19 protein-coding genes are annotated in these 24351 nt (G+C 65.0%); 14 read left to right on the top strand and 5 right to left on the bottom strand.

Annotated elements, in window-relative coordinates; all coding sequences use genetic code 11:
• The first annotated feature begins 8 nt into the window (after positions 1 to 8).
• From J2X19_RS09400 to J2X19_RS09445, 10 genes are read left to right on the top strand one after another with little or no spacing between them, the layout of a single operon-like run.
• The gene (locus tag J2X19_RS09400; protein WP_310372799.1) at positions 9 to 1274 is read left to right on the top strand and encodes an ABC transporter substrate-binding protein; all 1266 of its coding nucleotides are present in this window, start codon (positions 9 to 11) and stop codon (positions 1272 to 1274) included.
• A gap of 34 nt (positions 1275 to 1308) precedes the next feature.
• The gene (locus J2X19_RS09405) at positions 1309 to 2178 is read left to right on the top strand and encodes a branched-chain amino acid ABC transporter permease (protein WP_116604082.1); all 870 of its coding nucleotides are present in this window, start codon (positions 1309 to 1311) and stop codon (positions 2176 to 2178) included.
• Positions 2179 to 2183: 5 nt separating this feature from the next.
• Complete coding sequence (locus J2X19_RS09410) at positions 2184 to 3200, top strand: branched-chain amino acid ABC transporter permease (RefSeq protein ID WP_116604081.1); 1017 nt, start codon at positions 2184 to 2186, stop codon at positions 3198 to 3200.
• On the top strand, positions 3197 to 3907 hold the full coding sequence (locus J2X19_RS09415; RefSeq protein WP_092756893.1) for an ABC transporter ATP-binding protein: 711 nt from the start codon (positions 3197 to 3199) through the stop codon (positions 3905 to 3907). Before J2X19_RS09410 ends, J2X19_RS09415 begins: the two co-directional genes overlap by 4 nt.
• Before the next feature lies 1 nt (position 3908).
• Positions 3909 to 4613, top strand: coding sequence for an ABC transporter ATP-binding protein (locus tag J2X19_RS09420; RefSeq protein ID WP_310372804.1), 705 nt, complete (start codon positions 3909 to 3911; stop codon positions 4611 to 4613).
• Positions 4614 to 4640: 27 nt separating this feature from the next.
• Positions 4641 to 5408, top strand: coding sequence for a putative hydro-lyase (locus J2X19_RS09425; RefSeq protein WP_310372806.1), 768 nt, complete (start codon positions 4641 to 4643; stop codon positions 5406 to 5408).
• A gap of 48 nt (positions 5409 to 5456) precedes the next feature.
• Positions 5457 to 6431 carry a TRAP transporter substrate-binding protein gene (locus J2X19_RS09430; RefSeq protein ID WP_310372808.1) on the top strand — a complete coding sequence of 325 codons (975 nt, stop codon included), beginning with the start codon at positions 5457 to 5459 and terminating at the stop codon, positions 6429 to 6431.
• 9 nt (positions 6432 to 6440) lie between these two features.
• Complete coding sequence (locus tag J2X19_RS09435; RefSeq protein ID WP_310372810.1) at positions 6441 to 6974, top strand: nuclear transport factor 2 family protein; 534 nt, start codon at positions 6441 to 6443, stop codon at positions 6972 to 6974.
• A 37-nt stretch (positions 6975 to 7011) separates the two neighbouring features.
• Positions 7012 to 10608 (top strand): hydantoinase B/oxoprolinase family protein, encoded by a 3597-nt coding sequence (locus J2X19_RS09440; RefSeq protein WP_310372811.1) that lies wholly within the window; start codon positions 7012 to 7014, stop codon positions 10606 to 10608.
• A gap of 46 nt (positions 10609 to 10654) precedes the next feature.
• The gene (locus J2X19_RS09445; protein WP_310372813.1) at positions 10655 to 12232 is read left to right on the top strand and encodes a methyl-accepting chemotaxis protein; all 1578 of its coding nucleotides are present in this window, start codon (positions 10655 to 10657) and stop codon (positions 12230 to 12232) included.
• Positions 12233 to 12280: 48 nt separating this feature from the next.
• Here J2X19_RS09445 and J2X19_RS09450 read toward each other — a convergent pair whose 3' ends face one another.
• From J2X19_RS09450 to J2X19_RS09465, 4 genes are all read right to left on the bottom strand, one after another.
• Positions 12281 to 12748, bottom strand: coding sequence for a CHRD domain-containing protein (locus J2X19_RS09450; RefSeq protein ID WP_310374493.1), 468 nt, complete (start codon positions 12746 to 12748; stop codon positions 12281 to 12283).
• A 116-nt stretch (positions 12749 to 12864) separates the two neighbouring features.
• Complete coding sequence (locus J2X19_RS09455) at positions 12865 to 14442, bottom strand: EAL domain-containing protein (RefSeq protein ID WP_310372815.1); 1578 nt, start codon at positions 14440 to 14442, stop codon at positions 12865 to 12867.
• Positions 14443 to 14515: 73 nt separating this feature from the next.
• A complete protein-coding gene (locus tag J2X19_RS09460; protein WP_310372817.1) occupies positions 14516 to 16630 on the bottom strand; it encodes an EAL domain-containing protein in 2115 nt (704 codons plus the stop codon).
• Between the two features lie 87 nt (positions 16631 to 16717).
• The gene (locus tag J2X19_RS09465) at positions 16718 to 17206 is read right to left on the bottom strand and encodes a hypothetical protein (protein WP_116604073.1); all 489 of its coding nucleotides are present in this window, start codon (positions 17204 to 17206) and stop codon (positions 16718 to 16720) included.
• A 488-nt stretch (positions 17207 to 17694) separates the two neighbouring features.
• Between J2X19_RS09465 and J2X19_RS09470 the strand changes: the two genes are divergently transcribed.
• On the top strand, positions 17695 to 18204 hold the full coding sequence (locus J2X19_RS09470; protein ID WP_310372821.1) for a DUF1993 domain-containing protein: 510 nt from the start codon (positions 17695 to 17697) through the stop codon (positions 18202 to 18204).
• A 154-nt stretch (positions 18205 to 18358) separates the two neighbouring features.
• Positions 18359 to 19312 carry a tRNA dihydrouridine synthase gene (locus J2X19_RS09475; RefSeq protein ID WP_310372822.1) on the top strand — a complete coding sequence of 318 codons (954 nt, stop codon included), beginning with the start codon at positions 18359 to 18361 and terminating at the stop codon, positions 19310 to 19312.
• Positions 19313 to 19382: 70 nt separating this feature from the next.
• Here the strand turns inward: J2X19_RS09475 and J2X19_RS09480 are convergent, their stop codons facing one another.
• Positions 19383 to 22211 carry a putative bifunctional diguanylate cyclase/phosphodiesterase gene (locus J2X19_RS09480; RefSeq protein WP_310372825.1) on the bottom strand — a complete coding sequence of 943 codons (2829 nt, stop codon included), beginning with the start codon at positions 22209 to 22211 and terminating at the stop codon, positions 19383 to 19385.
• 799 nt (positions 22212 to 23010) lie between these two features.
• Here J2X19_RS09480 and J2X19_RS09485 point away from each other — a divergent pair.
• On the top strand, positions 23011 to 23496 hold the full coding sequence (locus J2X19_RS09485) for a Spy/CpxP family protein refolding chaperone (protein WP_310372827.1): 486 nt from the start codon (positions 23011 to 23013) through the stop codon (positions 23494 to 23496).
• 169 nt (positions 23497 to 23665) lie between these two features.
• Positions 23666 to 24349 (top strand): response regulator transcription factor, encoded by a 684-nt coding sequence (locus J2X19_RS09490; protein WP_310372829.1) that lies wholly within the window; start codon positions 23666 to 23668, stop codon positions 24347 to 24349.
• The last annotated feature ends 2 nt before the right edge of the window (positions 24350 to 24351 follow it).

Here is a 24351-nt window from a genome sequence, read left to right on the forward strand (position 1 = left end):
GTTTTGTTATGAAAAGTTCGTTCAAATTTCGGCTGGCTGCGGTGCTGATTGGCGCCGGTATCAGCGCCGGCGTGCAAGCCCAGCAAGAGGTCAAGATCGGGGTGATCTACCCACTCACCGGCCCGGGCGCCGCCGTCGGTGCCGAGCTGCGCAGCGCGCTGGAGCTGGCGGCCGACATCATCAACAACGGCTCGCCCGGCATTGCCGATTTGCCGTTCTCTGCCGGCAAGGGCCTGCCCAATCTGAAGGGCGCCAAGATCAAGCTGGTGTTTTCCGACCACCAGGCGAATCCGCAGACCGGCGCGTCCGAAGCCGAGCGCCTGATTACCCAAGAAAAGGTGGTGGCCATCGTCGGCGCCTACAACAGCGCCGTCACCGCCACCGCCAGCCAGGTGGCCGAGCGCGCAGGTGTGCCGTTTCTGAACCCCGAGTCTTCGTCGGCATCGCTGACGCAGCGCAACTTCAAATGGTTCTTCCGCACCACGCCGCACGACGACCTGTTCGTGCACAACGCCTTTGAGTTCTTGAAGGAGCTGGAAGCCAAGAAGGGCATCAAGCCCGGCGTGGTGGTGTCGCTGAACGAGAACGGCTTGTGGGGCACCGAAACCACCAAGCTGCAGACCAAGTTGGCGCCCGAGTACAAGCTGAACCTGGCCAAGCAGGTGATGTACCCGGCCAAGACCACGCAGCTGACCTCCGAGGTGCAAACCCTGAAGGCGGCGAACCCGAACCTGGTGCTGCAGTCCTCGTACACGGCCGACGCGATTCTGTCGATGAAGACCTACAAGGAGCTGGGCTTCCTGCCGGACATGATTCTGGCCAACAACGCCGGCTTCACCGATACCGACTTCGTCAAGACCCTGGGCAAGGACGCCGAGTACGTGATCACCCGCGAGGTCTGGGCGCTGGACCTGGCATCGCGCAACCCGCTGATCAAGCAGGTGAACGACTTGTTCAACAGCCGCTACAAGATCAACTTCACCGGCAACTCCTCGCGCACTTTCACCGGGCTGATGGTGATGGCCGACGCGATCAACCGCGCGGGATCGACCGAGCCGGAGGCCATCCGCAAGGCGCTGGTCGCCACCGACATGCCGGGCAGCAAGCTGATCATGCCGTGGAAGGGCGTGAAGTTCGACGCCACCGGGCAGAACGTGCTCGGCCAGGGCATCCTGACCCAGATCGTCGACGGCAAATACAACACCGTCTGGCCGTTCAATCTGGCGGCGCGCGACGTGGTCTGGCCCATGCCCAAGTGGGACCAGCGCAAATAAATCTGCGTTGACCGCTCCGTTCTGAAAGAAAACTATGACCACGGAAATTCTGCTGCAGACGCTCGCCTCGGGTGTGCTGATCGGACTGATTTACGCGCTGGTGGCGATTGGCCTGACGATGATTTTCGGCGTCATGGACATCGTGAATTTTGCGCATGGCGAGTTCCTCATGCTGGGCATGTACTCGACCTTCTGGCTGTTCTCGCTGTATGCGCTGGACCCGATGATCACGCTACCCCTGACGGTGATCATGCTGTTTGCCTTTGGCATGCTGCTCTACAAGCTGGTGATCGTGCGCATCATCAATGCGCCCATGCTGTCGCAAATCTTCACCACCTTCGGCATCATGATCCTGCTGCGCGGCGTGGCCCAGTTTCTCTGGAAGCCCGACTTCCGCTCGATCGAAAATTCGGCCGTCAGCGGCTCGGTCAAGCTGCTGGGCCTGCAGCTGGGCAGGCCGCAGCTGGTGGCCGGCCTGGGGGCGATCGTGGTGACCGGCCTGGTCTACTTCTTCTTGAACCGCACCCGCCTGGGCGCGGCGCTGGAAGCCACGGCGTCCGACAAGGAAGCTGCGCGCCTGATGGGCATCGACTCGCACAAGATGTTTGCGCTGGCCTGGGGCATTGGTGCGGCCTGTGCGGGGGCGGCGGGTGGCCTGCTGGCAACCTTCTTCCCGATCTTCCCTGACGTAGGTGCCAGCTTCATTCTGTTGGCCTTCGTCGTCGTGAACCTGGGCGGCTTCGGCAGCGTGTCGGGTGCCTTCTGGGCCGGCATTCTGGTCGGCGTGATCGAGGTCATGGGCGGGCTGCTGCTAGGGCCCCAGTACAAGACCGCCATCGTGCTGGTGCTGTTCCTCGCCGTGCTGATGTTCCGCCCCCAAGGCCTGATGGGCAAGAAGGCATAAAGCATATGAAAAACATTCTTCTCTCTGCCGTCCTGGCCGCGGTCGCGCTGGCCCTGCCTTCGGTGGTCGATGCCTCGCACCTGAACACGGTGATCCTGGTGCTGATGGCCGCGCAGCTGGGCGTGGCCTGGAACATGGTGGGCGGCTATGCCGGCCAGGTGTCGCTGGGGCACGCTGCCTTCTATGGGCTGGGGGCTTACACCTCGACCGTGCTGCTGATCAACTTCGGGGTGAATCCCTGGCTCGGCGTGTTGGCCGGTGGGCTGGTGGCTGCGCTGTTGAGCCTGGCCTTTGGCTGGTCGTGTTTCCGGCTCAAGGGCCACTACTTTGCGATGGCCACCATCGCCGTGGCCGAGCTGGTGCAGATATTCTTCACCGAATGGGAATACGGCGGTGCCGCTGTGGGCTTGTATGTGCCCATGGACAAGCATGGCTGGCTGTGGATGAACTTCGCCACCAAGCTGCCGTACTACTGGCTGGCGCTGGGCCTGCTGCTGCTGACCCTGGCCGCCAACTGGTGGATAGAGCGCAGCTACCTGGGTTATTACTTCCGCGCCATCAAGGACGAACCGGATGCCGCGCGCAGCATTGGCATCAACATCGCCCGCTACAAGCAGGTGGCCTTGACCGTCAGCGCCTTCTTTACCGCGCTGGGCGGCAGCCTGTACGCACAGAAAGAGCTGTACATCGACCCCGGCTCGGTGCTGAGCACGGCGCTGTCGATCAAGATGGCCCTGGTGTCCATCCTGGGCGGCGTCGGCACCCTGCTCGGGCCGGTGGTGGGCTCGGTGATCCTGACCAGCATCGAAGAGTTCTCGCGCATCCTGTTTGGTGGTAGCGGGCGCGGTACCGACGTGATCATCTATGCCAGCCTGATCATCTTTGTGGCGGTGTTCTACCCCACGGGCATCCTCGGCTGGTGGACCAGCTTCAAAGAGCGCCGCGCCGCACGGGCCGACGCATCCCGCCAGATCGCCGCCCATGCGGCCACGGCACAACCCACCGGCAAGGAGGCCGTATGAGCTTGCTGGAAGTCAAGCAGGTGAGCAAGCGCTTCGGCGGGCTCACCGCCAACCAGGACGTGTCGTTCAGCGTGGACGCAGGCACCGTGGTCGGCCTGATCGGCCCCAACGGTGCAGGCAAGACCACCATGTTCAACTGCGTGGCCGGCTACTACGTGCCCAGCGCAGGCAGCATCCAGCTGGATGGCCGCAATATCGGCGGCCTGCCGCCCGAGGCCTGCGCCCGGGCCGGCGTGGCGCGTACCTTCCAGGTGGCGCGCACCTTCACCAGCATGACGGCCTGCGAGAACGTGATGGCCGCCGCCATGCTGCTGCAGCACAACGTGGCCAAGGCGCGCACCGCGGCCATGGGCTGGCTGGCGTTTGCCAACCTGCAGCGTTTTGCCGACAAGCCGGCCGCCAGCATGACCATCAGTGAGCAGCGCCGCCTGGCTGTGGCCCGCGCCTTGGCCATCGAGCCCAAGATACTGCTGATGGACGAGGTGATGGCGGGCTTGAACCCGTCTGAAGTGCGCGAGGCCGTCGACGTGGTGCTGAAGATCCGCGACCGCGGCATCGCCTGCCTGATCGTCGAGCATGTGCTGGAAGGCATCATGCCGATTGCCGACAAGATCGTGGTGCTGGACCGGGGCGTGAAGATCGCCGAAGGCACGCCGCAGCAGGTGTCCAACGACCCTGCGGTGCTGACCGCCTACCTGGGAGACTGAGATGCTAGAAATCACCAATCTGAAGGTCTGTTACGACGACGTGCTGGCCATCTCCGATGTCAGCCTGAAAGTCGAGCCCGGCAAGATCGTCGCCATGGTCGGCGGCAACGGCAACGGCAAGTCCACCACCTTGCGGGCCGTGGCGGGCTTAAACGCCGCGGCCGCCGGCAGCATCAGTTTCAACGGCCAGGCCATCCACCGCATGCCGGCGCACAAGCGCGTGCCCCTGGGCCTGTCGCTGGTGCCCGAAGGCCGGCGCCTGTTCCCCGGGCTGACAGTGCTGCGCAACCTGGAGCTGGGCGCGTTCACCCGGCTGGACAAGCACGAGGTGAAGAGCGGCATCGCGGAAATGCTGGACCTGTTCCCCATCCTCAAGGAGCGCGCCAGCCAGCTGGCCGGCACCATGAGCGGCGGCGAACAGCAGATGCTGGCCATCGCCCGCGGCCTGATGGCCCGCCCCAAGCTGCTGATGCTGGATGAGCCGTCCTGGGGCATTGCACCCAAGTTCGTGACCAAGGTGCTGGACGTGATCCAGCAGGTCAACCAGACCGGCGTGTCCATCCTGCTGGTGGAGCAAAACTTGCAGAAGGCCCTGGGCATTGCCCACTACGGCTATGTGATACAGACCGGCCGCATCGTGATGCAGGGCACGGGCCAGGAGCTGCTGAACGACGAGCGGGTCAAAAAGGCTTACCTCGGTCTTTGACCCATCCATGATTGACAGGAAATTTTGATGAACACACTGATGACGATTCCGGCCGACGTGCGGCTGGCGGGCCGCAGCGGCCAATTTACCCAGCCCACCGCAGGCTGCGCGCCCGGATTCATCCAGGCCAACATGATGATCGTGCCGCAGGCCCAGGCCTTCGACTTCCTGCTGTTCTGCCAGCGCAACCCCAAACCTTGCCCGCTGGTCGAAGTGCTGGGGCCCGGGCAGGTGGAGCCCGCCTGCGCACCGGGCGCCAATATCGCCACCGACCTGCCGGGCTACCGCGTGTACCGCGACGGCGAACTGGTTGAAGAGCGGAGCGACATCTCGGCGCTGTGGCAAGACGACTTCGTGACTTTTCTGATCGGTTGCAGTTTTTCTTTCGAATCCGCCGTGATGCAGGCCGGCATACCGCTGCGCCACGTGGACCAGGGGCGCAATGTGACAATGTTCCGTACCAATATGGCCTGCGCGCCAGCGGGTATTTTCCAGGGCCCGATGGTGGTGACCATGCGCCCCATCAAGAGCCGCGATGTGGCCAAGGTGGTCGAGGTGTCGGGCCGCTTCCCGCTGGCCCATGGCACGCCGGTGCATATCGGCAATCCGCAGACGATTGGCATCTACGACCTGTCCAAGCCGGACTATGGCGACGCGGTGGAGATCTTGCCCGACGAAATCCCCGTGTTCTGGGCCTGTGGCGTGACCCCGCAGGCTGTGGCCCAGGCCAGCCGCCTGCCGCTGTGCATCACCCACGCGCCAGGCAAGATGTTCGTCACCGACATCCTGGGCTGAAAGCCCGGTAGTCCATCGCCGCCCCCAACCATATTCTGCGAGGCCCCTATGAAGCAAGTCTGGAAAACCGCACTGTGTGCGGCAGCCCTTGGCCATGCGGCCCTGGCCGGTGCGCAGACCACCTGGAAGCTGGCCTCGGGCTACCGCGCGGAGTCCTTCCAAGTGGAAAACCTGGCCCAGTTCGCCAAGGATGTGGCAGCGGCCACCCAGCAGCAGCTGAAGATAGAGCTGCTGCCGAACGGCCAGGCCTTCAAGCTCGGCGAGATCCGCCCGGCGGTGGAAGACGGCCGCCTGCAGGCCGGAGAAACGATCATGAGCGGCATGGTGCAGGACATTCCCTTGGCGGGTGCCGACTCCGTGCCCTTCGTGGTGGGCTCCTACCAGGACGCGCAGCGCCTGTGGCAGCTGCAGCGCCCGGTGCTGGCAGCCAAGCTGGCCGAGCGCGGCCTGAGCGTGCTGTACGCCGTGCCCTGGCCGCCGCAGGGCCTGTATTCCACCAAGCCGATCCGCTCGCTGGCCGACCTGCGCGGCACCCGCATGCGCAGCTACAACCAGACCACGCTGCGCATCGCCGAGATGCTGGGCGCCAAGCCGGTCGATGTGCCCATGGCCGACGTAGGCCAGGCGCTGCAGGACGGCCGGGTCGACAGCATGATCACCTCGGCCGTCACCGGGGTGGAGAACAAGGTCTGGGGCGCCATCCATTACTACTACGACATCAACGCATGGTTCCCCAAGAACCTGGTGTTCGCCAGCACCAAGAGCCTGGACGCCTTGCCCGCCGAGGTCCGCGCCCAGTTGCTCAAAGCCGCTGCGCTGGCCGAGCGCCGGGGCTGGGCCAGCAGCGAGGCCGAAGCCCGCAAAGCCGTGCAGACCCTGCAAGCCCATGGCATCAAACTCGACCGCCTGCCCGCCGATATGGAACGCGACTTGCAGCGCATGGGCGAACGATTCTCCCGGGAATGGGTGCGCAGCATGGGCCACGAGGCCAGCGCCATCTTCGTCCCGTATTACTTCAACTGAGCCATGCTTATGACAACACCTGCTGACGCCATTGCGGCCTATCTGCGTGCCAAGGATGGCAACCGCCCGCACCTGCTGGCACAGGCATTCACCGAGGATGCGACGCTGACCATGGACGTCCGTACCGGGAACATTGCGTTTCCGCCCGTTTCGGCGGGACGCGAGGCGATTGCCGAAGTTCTGGTGCGTCGCTTCGCGCAAACCTATGAGAACGTCTACACCGTATGCCTGGCGTCGCCGCCCCAGCGGCCGACCGACAGTTTCCGCTGCGATTGGCTGGTCGCCATGACCGAGAAAGACAGCCGCGCCGTGCGCGTGGGCTGCGGTCGCTACGACTGGCACTTTGCCCCGGCGTCGCAGCTGGCGGACCGCTTGCTGATCACCATCGAGGCCATGCAGTCATTGCCGGCACAGGAGCTCGGTGGCGTCATGCACTGGGTGTCCGGTCTCGCCTATCCATGGTGCAGCCTCCAGGCGGCCATGCAGGACGCGCCGGCTTGTGTAAGCCCCGTTCTTGCATACCTTGGCCGAGAAGCCGTTTAGTCCATCCATCACGTTCAACTTTCAACCTTTAAAAATCATGCAAGACAACATCTCCAAACCAGGTGGCGACCGCTGGCAATTCTGGATCGACCGTGGCGGCACGTTCACCGACATCGTGGCCAAGCGGCCCGACGGTTCGCTGACCACCCACAAGCTGCTCAGCGAAAACCCCGAGCAGTACAAGGACGCGGCCGTGGCCGGCATCCGCCATCTGCTGGGCCTGCAGTCCGGCGAGCCGGTGACTCCGGAGCTGGTCGAGTGCGTGAAGATGGGCACCACCGTGGCCACCAATGCGCTGCTGGAGCGCCGTGGCGAGCCCACGCTGCTGGTCATCACCCGCGGCTTCCGCGACGCGCTGCGCATCGCCTACCAGAACCGGCCGCGCCTGTTCGACCGCAACATCGTGCTGCCCGAGTTGCTGTACAGCGCGGTGATCGAAGCCCATGAGCGGGTCGGCGCCCAGGGCGAGCTGGTTGAGGCGTTGGACGAAGTGCTATTGAAACAGGAGCTGCTGGCGCAATACTCAAAAGGGCTGCGCAGCGTTGCGATCGTATTCATGCACGGCTACCGCTTCACCCTGCACGAGCAGGCGGCCAAGCACATCGCGGCCGAGATCGGCTTCACGCAGATCAGCACCTCGCATGAAACCAGCCCGATGATGAAGTTCGTCAGCCGCGGCGACACCACCGTGGTCGATGCCTATCTGTCGCCCATCCTGCGCCGCTATGTCGAGCAGGTGGCGCATGAGATGCCGGGCGTCAAGCTGTTCTTCATGCAGTCCTCCGGCGGGCTGACCGATGCCAATGTGTTCCAGGGCAAGGACGCGATCCTCAGCGGCCCGGCCGGCGGCATCGTCGGCATGGCGCGCACCGCGGCGATTGCCGGGCACGAGAAGGTGATCGGCTTCGACATGGGCGGCACCAGCACCGATGTCAGCCACTATGCCGGCGCCTTCGAGCGTGAGTTTGAGACCCAGGTGGCCGGTGTCCGCATGCGCGCGCCGATGATGAGTATCCACACGGTAGCGGCCGGTGGCGGCTCGCTGCTGAAGTTCGACGGCGAGCGCTTCCGCGTCGGCCCGCAGAGCGCGGGCGCGAATCCTGGCCCGGCCAGCTACCGGCGTGGCGGCACGCTGGCCGTGACCGACGCGAATGTGATGCTGGGCAAGGTGCAGCCGCGCTACTTCCCCAAGGTGTTCGGCCCGAACGCCAACGAGGCGCTGAGCCTGGAAGCGGTGCAAGCCCAGTTCGCGGTGCTGGCCGACCAGACCGGCCGCCAGTCGGAGGAAGTGGCTGAGGGCTTCATCGACATCGCGGTCCAGCAAATGGCCAACGCCATCAAGAAGATCTCGGTGGCGCGCGGCTATGACGTGACCCGCTACACCCTGCAATGCTTTGGCGGCGCCGGCGGCCAGCATGCGTGTTTGGTGGCCGATGCGCTGGGCATGACCAAGGTGTTTGTGCACCCCCTGGCCGGCGTGCTCAGCGCCTACGGAATGGGCCTGGCCGACCAGAACGTGATCCGCGAGCAGGCGGTGGAGCTGGCGCTGGACGAATCGAATCTGCTCAGCATCACCGCCCGGCTGGAAGTGTTGGCTGGCACCGCCGAGGCCGAGTTGCAGCGCCAGCAGGTCAGCGCCGGCGCCATCCACACCCAGCGCCGCGTGCATGTGCGCTACGACGGCAGCGACACCGCCTTGGTGGTGGCCTTTGGCACGGTGGCGCAGATCCAGGCCGGCTTTGAAGAAGCCTACCGCCAGCGCTTCGCCTTTTTGATGCAGGGCAAGTCGCTGGTGGTGGAAGCCGTGTCGGTGGAATCGGTGGTGGCTGGCGATGCGCCTGCCGAACCGCGCCACACCGTGCACGACCCGCGCCCCGTGCCCAGCCGCGAGACGGTGCGCATGTACTCGGGCGGCCAGTGGCACGGCGCACTGCTGGTGGTGCGCGAAGACCTGCGGCCCGGCGACCAGATCCCCGGCCCGGCCATCATTGCCGAGAAGAACGCCACCACCGTGGTCGAACCCGGCTGGACCGCCACTGTGACGGTGTTTGACCACTTGACGCTGGAGCGGACTGCACAGCGTGCTATTAAATTCGCAGCAGGCACCACGGTGGACCCGGTGCTGCTGGAGGTGTTCAACAACCTGTTCATGAACATCGCCGAGCAGATGGGCCTGCAGCTGCAGAACACGGCCTACTCGGTGAACATCAAGGAGCGGCTCGACTTCAGCTGCGCGCTGTTCGATGCGGACGGCAACCTGATCGCCAACGCACCGCACATGCCGGTGCACCTGGGTTCCATGGGCGAAAGCATCAAGACCGTGATGCGCGAGAACGCCGGCAGCATGCAGCCCGGCGATGTGTATGCGCTGAACGATCCCTACCACGGCGGCACCCATCTGCCGGATGTGACGGTCATCACTCCCGTCTATCTGGACGGCAAAGTGGCCTTCTATGTGGGCAGCCGCGGCCACCATGCCGACATCGGTGGCACCACGCCGGGCTCGATGCCACCGTTCTCCACCCGCATCGAGGAAGAGGGCGTGCAGATCAACAACTTCAAGCTGGTCGACGGCGGCGTGCTGCGCGAAGCCGAGATGGTGGTGCTGCTGCAAAGCGGCGAATTCCCCAGCCGCAATCCGGCACAGAACCTGGCCGATATGCGCGCCCAGATCGCCGCCAACGAGAAAGGTGTGCAAGAGCTGCGCCGCATGGTCGAACAGTACAGCCTGCCGGTGGTGCAGGCCTATATGCGCCATGTGCAGGACAACGCTGAAGAATCCGTGCGCCGCGTGATCTCGCGCCTGAAGGATGGCCGGTTCAGCCTGCCGCTGGACAACGGTGCGCAGATCCAGGTGGCGATCCGCGTCGATGCCGCGAATCGCAGCGCCGAGGTGGATTTCACCGGCACCAGCCCGCAACAGACCAACAACTTCAACGCGCCTACCGCGGTGTGCATGGCGGCCGTGCTCTATGTGTTCCGTACCCTGGTGGACGACGATATTCCGCTGAACGCCGGCTGCCTGAAGCCGCTGAACGTGATCATCCCGCCCGGTTCTATGCTGAACCCGAACCCACCGGCCTCCGTGGTGGCGGGCAATGTGGAGACCTCGACCTGCATCACCAATGCGCTGTTCGGTGCACTCGGCGTGCTGGCTGGCGGGCAGTGCACCATGAACAACTTCACCTTCGGCAATGCGCAACACCAGTACTACGAAACCATCAGCGGCGGCAGCGGTGCGGGCGAGGGTTTCGACGGCACCAGCGTGGTCCAGACGCACATGACCAATTCGCGCCTGACCGACCCCGAGGTGTTCGAGTTCCGCTTCCCGGTGCGGCTCAATAGCTTCGAGATCCAGCCGGGCTCGGGCGGCGCCGGCCGCTGGAAGGGCGGCAACGGCGGTGTGCGCCGGGTCCAGTTTCTGGAACCCATGACGGCCAGCATCCTGAGCAACGGCCGGGTCCATGGTGCCTTCGGCATGGCCGGTGGCCAGCCGGGGCAGGTGGGGCTGAACCGCGTGGTGCGTGCCGATGGCCGGGTGGAAGAACTCGGCCACATCGGCCAGGCCGAGATGGCGCCGGGCGATGTGTTCGAGATCCACACGCCGGGCGGCGGTGGCTTTGGCCGGGCCTGATCCGGCCCTGCGCAGCCTTCCCACCACCTGTTCCAGAAAGTAGGCCATGGCCTTGCAACTTACGTTCCGCCAGCGCATTGCCGCGCTGGCCGTCACCGCCATTGCCGGCCTGGTGGCGCTGACCCTGGCCCAGGCGTTTGCGGCTGGCCGCGACGCGGCCACCAGCCGCCGCGAGCTGCTGCAGGCCTCGGTCGAGTCGGTCTACCAGATCGCCGCCGGCTACGCGGCCAAGCAGGCCGCCGGCAGCATGACCCAGGAGCAGGCGCAGGCCGCCGCCATCGCCGCGATCCGCGAGGCGCGCTTTGGCGGCGACGATGGCAAACGCGAGTACTTCTACATCTGGGCCATGGAGGGCGTCAACGTGATGCACCCCTTCAAGCCCGAATGGGCGGGCAAGCAGCGGTCCGAGAACGTGAAGGACGGCAAGGGCGAGATGATTGTGGTCAACATGATCAACGCCGCCCGCGCCGCGCCGAATGGCCGGGCCTTTGTGGACACCAACTTCCCGCGCCCCGGCGGCACGGTGCCGGTGCCCAAGCTGCAGTACGTGATGCAGCTGCAGGCCTGGGGCTGGATGATCGGCTCGGGCCTGTACATGGACGATTTGCAAGCCGTGGTGCGCCAGAAGATTGTGCTGACCCTGCTGCTCGGCGGCCTGGTGGTGCTGGTGGTCGGCGGGGTGGCCTGGCGGGTGAACCGCACGGTGATGGCCCAGCTGGGCGGCGACCCGGTGCAGGCCCAGCGCGCGATGGAGAGAGTGGCCCTGGGCGATCTGTCGGGTGCGCTGGCCCAGGCACCGGCCGGCAGCCTGCTGCACAGCCTGGAGGCCATGGTGGTGTCGCTGCGCAGCCTGGTCGGCGGCATTCGTTTGTCGACCGACAGCATCTCCACCGCCAGCAGTGAGATCGCCACCGGCAACTTCGACCTGAGCCAGCGCACCGAAACCACCGCCAGCAATCTGCAGCAGGCCGCGGCCTCGCTGGAGCAGCTGACCGCCACCGTCCGCAACTCGGCCGACTCGGCCCAGCGCGCCAACCAGCTTGCGTCTTCGGCGGCCGCGGTGGCCGCCCGCGGTGGCGTGGTGGTGTCGGAAGTGGTGGCCACCATGGAAGACATCCACAGCGCGTCCAAGAAGATCGCCGACATCATCGGTGTGATCGACGGCATCGCCTTCCAGACGAATATCCTGGCGCTGAATGCGGCCGTGGAAGCGGCACGCGCTGGCGAGCAGGGCCGGGGTTTTGCGGTGGTGGCGTCCGAGGTGCGCAACCTGGCCCAGCGCTCGGCCCAGGCCGCGAAAGAGATCAAGAGCCTGATCGGCGCCTCGGTGGAGCGCGTGGGCTCGGGCAGCCGGTTGGTGGGCGACGCCGGCCGCACCATGGGCGAGATTGTCACCTCGGTGCAGCGCGTGTCCGACATCATTGGCGAGATCACTGCTGCGGCCGCCGAGCAGTCGGCCGGCATCGCCGAGGTCAACGCCTCTGTCACTGCGCTGGACCACATGACCCAGCAGAACGCCGCCCTGGTCGAGCAGAGCGCGGCGGCGGCCGATTCGCTGAAGGAGCAGGCGCTGGGTCTGGCGGGTATGGTGGGGACGTTCCGCCTGGAGCGGGTGGCTATTTAGATAAATAGGCCGCTAGCGCAGGTAGATACTGCGCTAGAAGCTATCGATTCAGTAGCGGGAAGCACCACCGCTGGATGGCACCATCTGGCCGCGGATTTCGCCGCCCTTGTTGGTGGCGGTGTGCACATTGGCGTACCACTTGCCGGCCAGCAGGTCGGCGGCCTGGGCGGGTGTCAGCGTGGCCTGGCCTTCCAGCGGGCTGGTAGTGCCGCTGAACGGTACGACCACGCCGGCATTTGATCCGGCCACGGCCGGGCCGTGGAAGTGGGCGGCGGTGGCCGGGCCGGTCAGGCCGGAGAAGCTGACCTTCCAGGTCAGCAGGTTGGTGTCCTTGTTCAGCCAGGCTTCGGCGGTGCCGGTGCCCGGCGATGCGACCGCAGGCACCTCGTTGGCGCCGGCCAGCTGGGCGCTCAGGCGCACGGTGTTGGACGGCTTCATCGCGCCACAACCGGCGAGGCCCAAAGCCAGGGCGCTGGCCACGAAAAGTGACTTCGAGAAAATACGGCGGGTGTCCATCATGTGGGTCTCCTGTTGGAATGCGCTGATTGCGCGGGACGCCATGGCAGCCGGCTGCATCGCCAGAGCCAAATCAGTCTAGCACCGCAGCTGTGTTTATCCATAGCCCGGTGGGTTTAGGCCGGGTCCGCGTGGCGGGCTTGCGCCAGCTGGCGCGACAGCTCGGCCATGGACATGGGTTTGCCGAACAGCCAGCCCTGGGCGTATTGCACGCCGTGCTCACGCAGGAACTGGGCCTGGGCCTCGGTCTCCACGCCTTCGGCGATCATCTTCAGGTGCAGGGACTGGGCCATCGCCATGATGTGCAGCACCACCTGGCTGGTAGGTGCCTCGGTGCCCACGGCATCGATGAAGGATTTGTCGATCTTCAGGTAGTCGAAATCGAAGGTTTCCAGGTAGGACAGGCTGGAATAGCCGGTGCCGAAATCGTCGATCGCCACGCTGAAGCCGCGGGCGCGGATGTCGTGCACGATCTGGCGCGCCACGTCGGCGTTCAGGAAGCCGCGCTCGGTGGCTTCTACCTGGATATTGGCCGCGCCCACGCCCAGCGCGTGCACCAGTTGCTCCAGCTGTGCCACGGTGTGCGGCGACTGCAGGTCCACTGCCGACAGGTTGATGCCGATGTGGAAGCGCGGGTGCTGGTGCAGCAGGGCCGATGCGTCCTGGGCCACCATCTGGAACACCCGTTCGGTGATGCGCTGGATCAGGCCGCAGTCCTCGGCGGCGGGGATGAAGATGTCCGGCCGCACCATTTCACCGCCGGGGCGCCGCCAGCGTATCAGGGCTTCGGCACCTATCCATTCGCGGCTCTGCAGGTCTACCACGGGCTGGTAGGCCAGAAAGAATTCTTTGCGCTTGAGCGCGTTGCGCAGCATGGCCGGCAAGGACAGCTGCAGGCGCGACAGGTAGAGCACTGCAAACGCCAGCGTGATGCCGGCCACCAGCCCGATGGGCACCAGCACCAGGGCAACATCGCGCCAGCGCTGTTCCATGTAGGTGGCCGGTATGGCGGCCACCGCGCCCGTTGCATAGCGCTGGGATTCGACCACCGCGACTACGTATTCGCCGTCGAAGAAGCTGGCCTGTTTGCTGCCTTGCAGCCTGTCCAGCCAGGCCGGCTTGATGGTGCCGCGCGAGGTGCGAAACTGCCGGTTGTCGGGGGTGTAGGTGCCCAGCGAAACGTCCTTCACGGCGGTGGATGTGTCGATGGGCAGCGCCTTGTGGATGACGGCTGCGTAGCCCTGGCGTTCGATGACGATGAACTGGGTGCCGGGGGCGATCGGCAGTTCGACGTTGTTGCGCACCGAGGAGCCGGTTTGCGATACCAGTTCCACCGGGCCGAGCGCCAGCCCATCGCCGTGCCGGCCCAGGGACGAGCAGACCAGGCGCTCGCCCACCATATGGCCGATCGCCTGGATGTTGCTGGATCCGAGGTCGATCTGGCGCATCAGGGTGAGATTGGCGTCGGAACAGGGGTCGGCCGCGCGGGCTCGCACCAGTCGGCCTATGCCATCGTAGATCTGGTCTGCCGTACGGTCCGAGCGCTGCAGCACGTCCTGGGCGTAGACCAGGGCATAGCTGAGTTCTTCGTTCAGGCTTTGGTGCTTCGACAGCTGGATGGAGACCCACACGGGTGCGACGATGGCCGCCAGGCCGGCGACCCATGCAAGCGTGGTGGCAGCGTTTCTGCGCATGGGTCTCCTTCTGTGGGGGATATGCGCAGCATGATAAGACGCAATCCAGCGGCCAGCGCCAGGGAAATCCAGGCTAGGCCAGCTGCGCCTCAAACACCGCTATGGGCACCGCCGGGCCGAACAGTGCGCCCTGGAAAAGCTGGCAGCCCTGCTGTTCCAGGAAGCTGCTTTGGGCCTCGGTTTCCACCCCTTCGGCGATCACCTCCATGTCCAGGATCTGGGCCATGGAGATGATGGTCTGGATGATGCTGGCGTCGCTGGGCTTGACGCCGATGTTGCGCACAAAAGACTGGTCGATCTTCAGCTGGGTGATGGGCAACTGGGTCAGTATCGACAGCGAGGAATAGCCGGTGCCGAAGTCGTCCAGCGACAGCTGCACGCCCAGCGCGCGCAGCGCTTCCATCTTGCGCACCGTGTCGGTCACGTCCAGCAGCACGCTCTCGGTCACCTCCAGTTTGAGCAGGGCCGGATTGACCGCGTGGTGTTCCATCGCCTGCCGCACCTGGGCCACAAATTCGGTCTGGCGAAACTGGCGCGCGCTGACGTTGATGGCCAGCCGCAGCTGTCGGGTCCGTGGCTGGTCTTCCCAGTCCTTGAGCTGGGCGCAGGCGGCCTCCAGCACCCACTGGCCTATGGGCAGGATCAGCCCGGTTTCTTCCGCCAGGGCGATGAACTCGGCCGGCGCGACAAAGCCCCGCTCCCCATGCGGCCAGCGCAGCAAGGCCTCGGCACCGATGGCTTTGCCTGTGCGGTCCCTTTGCGGCTGGAAGTACAGCTGCAAATGCCCTTCCTCCAAGGCCAGCCGCAACTCGTTTTCCAGGGCCACATGCGAGTTCAGTGCGGTCTGCATGGCCTGGTCGAAGAAGCGCAGGGTATTGCGGCCGGCCCGCTTGGATTGGTACATGGCCAGGTCGGCATGCTGCAGCAGGTCGGGCCCGCTTTCGGTATGCGCATACAGGTCGATGCCGATGCTGGCCGAGCAATGGAACTTGTGCCGGCCGAACACATAGGGCTGGGCCAGCACCTCGATGATTTTTTCGCCCAGCTGCTGGGCCTTGGCGGCCGATTCCAGCCGGTCGGTGTCCAGGTCTTCCAGCAGAATGGCGAACTCGTCGCCGCCCAGCCGGGCCACGCTATCGCCTTCGCGCACGGTGCGGCGCAGGCGGTTGGCCGCTTCGACCAGCACCAGGTCGCCGGCCTCGTGGCCCGCGCTGTCGTTGATCTTCTTGAAGTTGTCCAGGTCGATGAACAGCAGCGCACCATACAGGCCGCTGCGCCGGGCCGCGGCCAGCGCCTGGTTCAGCCGGTCCTGCAGCAGGCGGCGGTTCGGCAGCTGGGTCAGCGCGTCGTGGTAGGCCATGTGGGCCATCTGGTCCTGCGCGCTCTTGCGGGCCGTGATGTCGATGAAGCTGGCCACGTAGTGGGTGACTTCGCCCGCCACGTCCAGCACCGTGGACACGCTCAGCCATTCGACGAAGATGCTGCCGTCCTTGCGCCGGTTCCATACCTCGCCGTGCCAGCAGCCCTTTTCCTTCAGCGCGGCCCACATCGCCTGGTAGAAGGCCTTGTTGTGCCGGCCCGAGCTCAGCAGCCGCGGCGTCTGCCCTTCGGCTTCTTGCGCGGTATAGCCGGTCAGCTCGGTGAAGGCGTTGTTGACCTGCAGGATCATCTGGTTGCGGTCGGTGATGAACATGCCGGACAGCGATTCGAAAGCCACTGCCGACACCCTTTGCCTGACCCGGTTGGCGCGGCTTTCGGTCAGGTCAAAAATCACCGCCCGGCGGTTCAGCAGCTGGTGCGCGTCGTCCAGATGGTCGGTGACGCTGAGGGATATCGGCATGCTGACGCCGTCGCGGCGCACCAGGTCCAGCTCCAGGTCGTTCACCGCAGCACGCGGATGCGGGTGGTCAAAATAGGCGTGGAATTTATCCTGGCTGGCCGGGGTCAGGAAGTCGACCAGCTTTTTCTTGCCAATCACCTCGTCGCGCGTATAGCCGAGCCAGGCCAGTTCCAGTGCATTGATGGACTTGTAGGTGCCCTCGGCGTCCAGCGAATGGCTGCCGAAGGGCACGCGTTCGAACAGGCTGTTGATTTCGTTTTCTATGGCTACCAGCCGGCTGGCCAGGCTGGGATGGGTGAAGGCCGACCGGGAGCCGTTGGAATAGCTGGTAATGGCCGACTCCCCCATGCTGCGCTACCTGTAGCCAGGCTCCGGCCTGAATGCGTGCCAGCAATGCTGGCGTGCGGTGGATGTGGCCATGGCAGGGGGGCTGCTTTACTTGCGCACCGTGCGCGCAATGGCGGCGGCTTCGTTGGCCATTTTGGCGGCGGTGGCCGCCGCTGCGGTGGCGCGCGAGGTGGCGTTGGCCGCTTCCGCCGATGCCTGGAGCGCGGTTTCTTCTGCCTGGAACGCGGCCGCCGATGCCGCTGCGGCCGCCGCCGCAGATGCTGCCGCGGCGGCTTCGGACGCCGCCAGGGCCGCCAGGCTCGCGGCTTCGGCCGCGGCTTCGGTGGCTTCGATCACCAGCTTGACGGATGCTGCCTTGGCTGCCTCGGTCGCGCTTTTGCTGGCCAGAGCCGATTTCTCGGCCGCCAGGGCGGCGCGGGTGGCGGCCTCCAGCGCGTTGGCGGTCAAGGCTTTCATCGAATCCAGCGCCAGCGCGTAGCGCTTGTTGACCACCAGATAGCCTTCGCGCAGAGCGTGCATTTCGCTCTCCAGCTCGGCCAGCTTGGCGTATATTTTTTTCTCTGAGTCTGAGACCATGGAGGCGCTCCTCTGTCCCTCGTTTGAACCGATCCGTACCGCGCTTTACGCGTACGCCCCCTACGCATCCATCGCGCGCATCCCGGTCATTTTGGCACCAATCCGAGAGAATTCCGGAAGTGCATGCTGCCCGTTGTGCGTGCAGTACGTCGCAGGCCCCCGCCTGGCGGGTGACCCCTAGTGAGTGTGGGCTTTCCCACGCCGATCGGCATAGTGCTTGTACCTAGCCAAGCCGCGTGGAGGGCTACTGGGGTTTTGAGAAAAAAGAGGCCTGTAGCGCTTATTTCACCAGCGCAAGTAGCTATATTTATAGCAGCAAGCCGGGTGCGGCCCAGTCCAGCCGGTGATTGTGCGGGTGGTGGAGCAAATACAGTTTTGCCGTGCTTGAGCGCAGCCGCATGCCACGCGAGCATCGCAAATGCCACCGCCCGCGCCTGGCCACGCAGAACCCCGTAGACTCCTGCTTCTTTGACCAACTCTGAAACCCCATGTCCCTCTCTCTCTACCAAGCTTCCATCCCCTTGTTCACCCAGATCCTGGGCGGCCTGAGCGCCGTGCTGCGCAAGGCCGAGGCCCATGCCACGGACAAGAAGATCGACCCGAATGCGCTGCTGCAGGCGCGTCTGTTCCCCGACATGTTCCCGCTGACCCGCCAGGTGCAGATCGCCGCCGACTTCGCCAAGAGCGCGGCCGCCCGCTTGGCCGGTGTGGACGTGCCCGCCTATGAAGACAGTGAAACCAGCTTTGCCGACCTGCAGGCCCGTATCGCCAAGACCTTGGCTTTCATCCAGAGCGTACCGGCTGCCGACATCGACGCCGGCTTCGAGCGCAGCATCGTGCTGCGCCCCGGCACGCCGAACGAGAAGACCTTTGTGGGCACCTCGTACCTGCTGAATTACACGCTGCCGCACTTCTTCTTCCACACCACCACGGCCTACGACATCCTGCGCCACAACGGTGTTGAAATCGGCAAGAAGGACTTCGTCGGAACCTGGTAACACCCCCAGGCGACGCACTGCGTGTCTTCGCCAACCCCCTTGCACGGGGCGATTCCAGTGGCCCGGCGAAGCCGGTTCCACGGAATCTCTGGAAGGGCGCTGTCGGCGCCTGTGGTGGGTGGGCTGGCCTTGAACCCATGTTGAATCGCCTCTGATGCAGCTCCTTCTTGCTCCGATGGAGGGCTTGCTCGACTTTGTACTGCGCGACATCCTGACGCGGGTGGGTGGCATCGACCGCTGCGTGTCGGAGTTCATCCGCGTCACCAATACCTTGCTGCCCGAACGGGCGTTTGTCCGGGTCGTGCCCGAGCTGCTGAACGGCGGCCGCACCCTGGCCGGCGTGCCGGTGCGTGGCCAGTTGCTGGGCTCGGACCCGCAGTGCCTGGCGGAGAATGCGGCGCGGCTTGCGGGCCTGGGGCCGGCCGGTATCGACCTGAATTTCGGCTGCCCGGCCAAGGTGGTGAACCGGCATGGCGGCGGTGCGGCCCTGCTGGACGAACCCGAGTTGGTGGCCCGCATCGTGGCCGCGGTACGCCGCGCGGTGCCGGCCGGCCAGCCGATATCGGCCAAGATGCGCCTGGGTTTCAACGACGACAGCCGGGCCGTGGAATGCGCGCTGGCGATTGCCGAGGCGGGGGCCGACGAGCTGGTGGTGCACGCCCGCACCAAGGCCGATGGCTACCGACCGCCAGCCTATTGGGAGCGCATCCAGGACATCCGTGCCGCGGTGCGCATTCCGGTGATCGCCAATGGCGAGATATGGACCGTGGACGACGCGCTGCGCTGCCGCCAGGCTTCGGGCTGCGACACCTTGATGTTGGGCCGTGGCATGGTCACCGACCCGGGCCTGGCGCTGGCCATCCGGGCGGAGGACGGCACGGGCGCCGCGGCCGTGCCCTTGCCCTGGAGCAGCCTGCAGCCGCTGGTCGGCGCGTTCTGGCAGCTGGTGTGCCTGCAACTGGAGCCGCGCCAGCGCGCCGGCCGGCTCAAGCAATGGCTGAACTTCATGCGGCGCTGCTACCCCGAAGCCGAGCTGGCCTTCCAGGCGCTGCGCACCGAGACCGACCAGGCCAAGGTGACGGCCTGGTTGCAGCAGAATAATTGTTAGAAATGTGGCTCTGGCGCAGGCAGTACCAGCGCGAGAAGCTATCAAAAATATAGTATTTGAAGTGGCTGGCCTACATGGCTTTTTCGGCGGCGGCTACTGAGAGCAGGGTGGCCAGGTGGCTGGCCAGGCTGCTTTGCAGCTCCTGCAGGCTGGCGATGCCGGCGCTGAAGGCCGCCACCTCGCCCTCGATCTGCAGGCGCAGCAGCGCCATGCCCTGGGTACGCAGCCGCTGCAGTACCGGCCCGACCGCGATGAATGCCGGCAGGTGGCCGTACAGCGACTTGCCGCGCAGGGCATACCAGGTGCTGAAGCTGGCAGGGTAGGTGGCAGGTGCTTCGGCGACCGCCTGGGCCGCGGGCTGGGCCACGATGCGGTTGACCCAGATGCGGTGGTCGTGCTCGGCCAGCAGCAACGGGAAGTCGGCCTGTTCCCATTGGGTAGAACCCCAGGCGCGCCAGGCCTCGGCCGGCACATAGCTGGCGGCCCATCCAGCCACGCTGTCGGCGGCCATGGGGCGGGAAATGCCATATCCCTGGGCCAGGTCGCAGCCCAGTTGCAGCAGCAGCAGGCCGTGCTCCACGGTTTCCACCCCCTCGGCCACGACCCGGCGGTCGAAGGCCTTGGCCAGGCCGACGATGGCGTCCACCAGGGTCAGGTCGTCGGGGTCGTCTAGCATGTCGCGCACAAAGGTCTGGTCGATCTTCAAGGTGTTGGCGGGCAGGCGCTTCAGGTAGGCCAGCGAGGAGTAGCCGGTGCCGAAGTCGTCGAGCGCAAACTGCACGCCCAGCTGCTGGCAGGAAGCCATCACATTGCGCATGTGCTGCACGTCTTCCAGCGCGGCGGATTCCAGAATCTCCAGCTCCAGCTTGTGCGGCGACACCTGGGGAAAGCCGGCCAATATCTCGCCCAGCCGGGCCACGAAGTTGGCGCGCTGGAAATGCCGCGCGGCAATGTTGACGCTGACTGCCCAGTGCAGGCCCTGCGCGGCCCACAGCTGCATCTGCTGCAGCGCCTGGTGCAGCACCCATTCGCCGATGTCGATGATCAGGTCGGTGTCTTCCACCAGCGGCAGGAAGTGGTAGGGGCCGACGATGCCTTGCTCGGGGTGCTGCCAGCGTAGCAGCGCTTCCATGCCGAAGATCTTGCCGGTTCGCATGTTGACCTTGGGCTGGTAGTACAGCCGCAGCTCGCCGTCCTGCAGCGCCTGGGCGATGCGCGCGCGCTGGTCGTGGTGGGTCTGCACCTCTTGGTCGTGCTGGGCGTCGAACACATGGAAGCGGTTGCGCCCGGTCTGCTTGGCCTGGTACATGGCCTGGTCGGCGTGGCGCAGCAGGGTTTCCAGGTTGGCGTCGAGCTGGGTATCGTCGCGCGGGTAGATGGCGATGCCGATACTGGCGGTGAGGTGGACGCTTTGGTTGTCGACCAGATACGGATCGGACAGCGCTGTCTGAACTTGCAAAATATGTTCGGTCACTTGGGCCAGATCGTTCTGGCCTTTGAGTAGCAGCACAAACTCGTCGCCGCCCAGGCGGGCCAGGCCATGGTCGTCGCCGGCAAACGCGGCCAGCCGCAGGGCCACTTTCTGCAACAGGCTGTCGCCGCAGGCGCTGCCGTAGCGTGCGTTCAGGGCCTGGAAATGGTCCAGGTCCAGCAAACATACGGCCAGCAGCTTGTGGTGGTGGCGCGCCTGCAGGATCGCCAGGTTGAACGGCTCCTGCATGGCGGCGCGGTTGTGCAGGCCGGTCAGCAGGTCGTGGCCGATCTGCCAGGAGATTTCCTGGATCAGCTGGTGCTTTTCGCTGATATCGCGGAACACCAGCACGCAGCCTACGGCGCTGCCATCGGCCTGGCGGATCGGGGCGGCGGTGTATTCGATGGCACAGCGCTCGCCCGAGGGCTGCAGCAGCACCTGGTTGCTGGCATGCACCACGCTATGGGTCTGGTGCAGCGGTGTGGGGCTGTTCCTGCCGGCCAGTTGGTGCACATCGTCCAGCAGTTCAAACACTTCTTCCAGCGGCCGGCCCTGGGCTTGCTGCTGGCTCCAGCCGGTCAGCTGCTGGGCCATGGCGTTACTGGTTTCGATCTGGCCGGCGAGGTTGGTGGTGATCACGCCGTCGCCTATGGAGGACAGCGTGACCTCGGCGCGTTCCTTTTCGGTACGCAGCGCGGCCTGGGTTTGCTGCAGGGTGCGCACCAGGCTTTGCAATTCGGCAGCCATGTCATTGAATACCTGGGCGAAGGCCCGGGCTTCGCGGGGGCCGCTCACCGCCATGCGAAAGCCATGGGCGCCGCTTCTGAATTGCTGAGCCGCATCCGCCATGCGCCGCAGCATGCGGTTCGTGGCCTGCAGGATCAGCCCCAGCAGAAAGAACACCGTGAAGATGTTCATGCCGGTAACCCAGAACTGCGCGGCCACCACACGCCATACGCTGTTGATCGACTCCACCGTGCTGGTCTGCAGCGTCAGCTCACCCGGTTCGGCATTGGGCTGCACGACCACCAGGCGGGCGGTGACCGGGGCAATGTGGACCAGCTGGGCAAACCAGGCGGGATACTGCGCGCGCAACAAATCCGGCGCGTGGGCCACCACCTGCTGTGCGCCCCAGCGCCATTGGATGGATGCCAGGTTGGGATTCGCCTGCAGCTCGGTGTCCAGCAGCTTTTGCAACGTGGGCAGGTCGTTCCGCTGGGTGGGGAGGGGCAAGACCTCGCGCAGATAGCGTTGCACCTGCGGCAGCTCCAGCGCGATCTGCTGCTGGGCCGTGGTGGTTGCTGCGGCCATCAGCAAATGGTATTTGGCCGCGCTGAAGGGCACGATGAGCAGCAGTATCGGCAGGAATAAACGGGTGCGGGCCCCCAACGCCTGCCATGCGCGAACGGCTTTTCGGATCAAGAGCATGGCGGGTGGGCTACATAAGAATCTGGAATGGCCGAAGTTTTATCACATAAGGTGTTACTTTTTGTAAACATTTATCGTTTTATCCCCCATTCGGTGGTAGTTCTGCCCGCAGGCGTGCTAGGAGTGGTCCATCTGTGGATGGCCCGGTCGCAACGCTGCTGGTATGGGAGCGAAAACCTGGTTTCACGCTGGTATGGACTGCACAAGATGCTATTGAAATGAAAGTAAACCACGACCTTGGGTGCAGCGGAACACGCCCTTGGGTGGCTGGATGTGCGAGCCATCCGCCCTGCGCCACCTGGGGTGTAGTCTGGTTGGCGTCTTACCCGCAGGTGTGACCCACGGCTGGAATGGTCTTAAAAAAGAGCCTTGCTACACCTGCCAGGTTCAAACCAGAGGCCTGCACCGCAGAGGTTGGCCTGACTGCCGGCGGACATGGAGTGTTATGAGCCTATCAAATAAATCATATTTATTGCATCGTTATCGAATGATAGCGATTTTTATTTAGTACAAAGAAGCCTTGGTTGGAAAAACGTGGTTGGTCCAATCATATTTATCAAATTAAGAGGATCCGCTGGGATTTCGCGCTACTTCTCTGTGTAAAGAATCGTCACAGCTTCCAGCCATTGCTTGCATGTTTATGGGTAGAATCATGCTTTCACGCATATTGCACCAGCGCAGGTAGCTATACAAAACATAGCGAACGACATAAAACGACATAAACCGATACCGCGCAGAGAAGACCCGCAGCGGGTGTGTCGGCACCATGGCTATCTTGTTCAACCCACCGGATACCACCATGCGATTTCGCCTTCCTAGAACCCTCAAGCGCGGCCTGATCGGGCTGCTGGGCACCACTGTTTTGCTCGGGGGGCTCAGCGCGTGCGCTGGCCGCCAGGAGCACGGCTGGGGCGGCCCGATGAACGAGCAGCGCTCGGCCGAGTTCCGCGGCAAGATGATCGAGAAAGTCGGCAAGAAGCTGGAGCTCAACGAGCAGCAGAAGCAGCTGCTCGGCGTGCTCAGCGACAAGCTGCAGGAGCAGCGCAAGGCCTTGCTTGCCAGCGGCTCCGACCCACGCGCCGAGATCCAGGCGCTGGTCGCCGGCCCGAAGTTCGACCGCGCCAAGGCCCAGGCCCTGGTCACCGACAAGACCGAAGCCCTGCGCAGCAAGAGCCCCGAGGTGGTTGCCGCCGCCGCCGACTTCTTCGACGCCCTGAACCCGGCGCAACAGCAGCAGGTGCGTGACTTCATGCAACACCGTGGCGGTCGGTTCCGCCACGGCTGATATGACAATAGGCCATGCCCAGTAACTATTCACCTCTCAGTGTTCAGGCAGAACGTACGCCACCCAGAGATGCCGTGGAACCGGCTTTGCCGGGCCACTGGCATCGCCCCCTGCAAGGGGGGTGGCGAAAGATGCGCAGCACTGCAGCCTGGGGGTGTGCGTAGTTACCATGCCCAAAATCCTGCTGATTGACGACGACGCCGAGCTCGGCGGGCCGCTGGCGGTTTACTTCCAGCGCTTCGGCCTGGAGCTGGCCTGTGCGCTGACCCCCAGCGCCGGCCTGGCCCTGCTGCGCCAGGGCGGGTTTGACGCGGCGATCCTGGACGTGATGCTGCCCGAGATGGATGGCTTTGCGCTGTGCCGCGCCATCCGCAAGGACAGCCAGCTGCCCATCATCATGCTCACCGCCCGCGGCGAGGTGATGGACCGGGTGGTCGGCCTGGAGCTGGGCGCCGACGACTACCTGCCCAAGCCTTTCGAGCCGCGTGAACTGGTGGCCAGGCTGTTGACGGTGCTGCGCCGCCAGCGGCTGCCGGACGCTACGCCCAGCCTCCACTTTGACGGCCTGGACATCCACCTGGACACCCGCCGCGTGCTGCGCCAGGGCCCGGACGGCATGGTGGAGCTGGAACTCACCAGCACCGAATTCGAGCTGCTGACCCTGCTGGCCCGCGAGCCCGGCAAGGTGCTGGGCCGCGACGACATCTTGAACCGCCTGCGCGGCCACGAGGCCGAGCTGCAGACCCGCGCCGTGGACCTGCTGGTCAGCCGCTTGCGCAAGAAGCTGGAGCCGCTGGACTGCATCAAGACCTGGCGCAACGCCGGGTACTCATTGGCCGTCGGCCGAGTGTAGCG

The sequence above is a fragment of the Rhodoferax ferrireducens genome (assembly GCF_031458075.1).
Lineage (GTDB): Bacteria > Pseudomonadota > Gammaproteobacteria > Burkholderiales > Burkholderiaceae_C > Rhodoferax_B > Rhodoferax_B ferrireducens_A.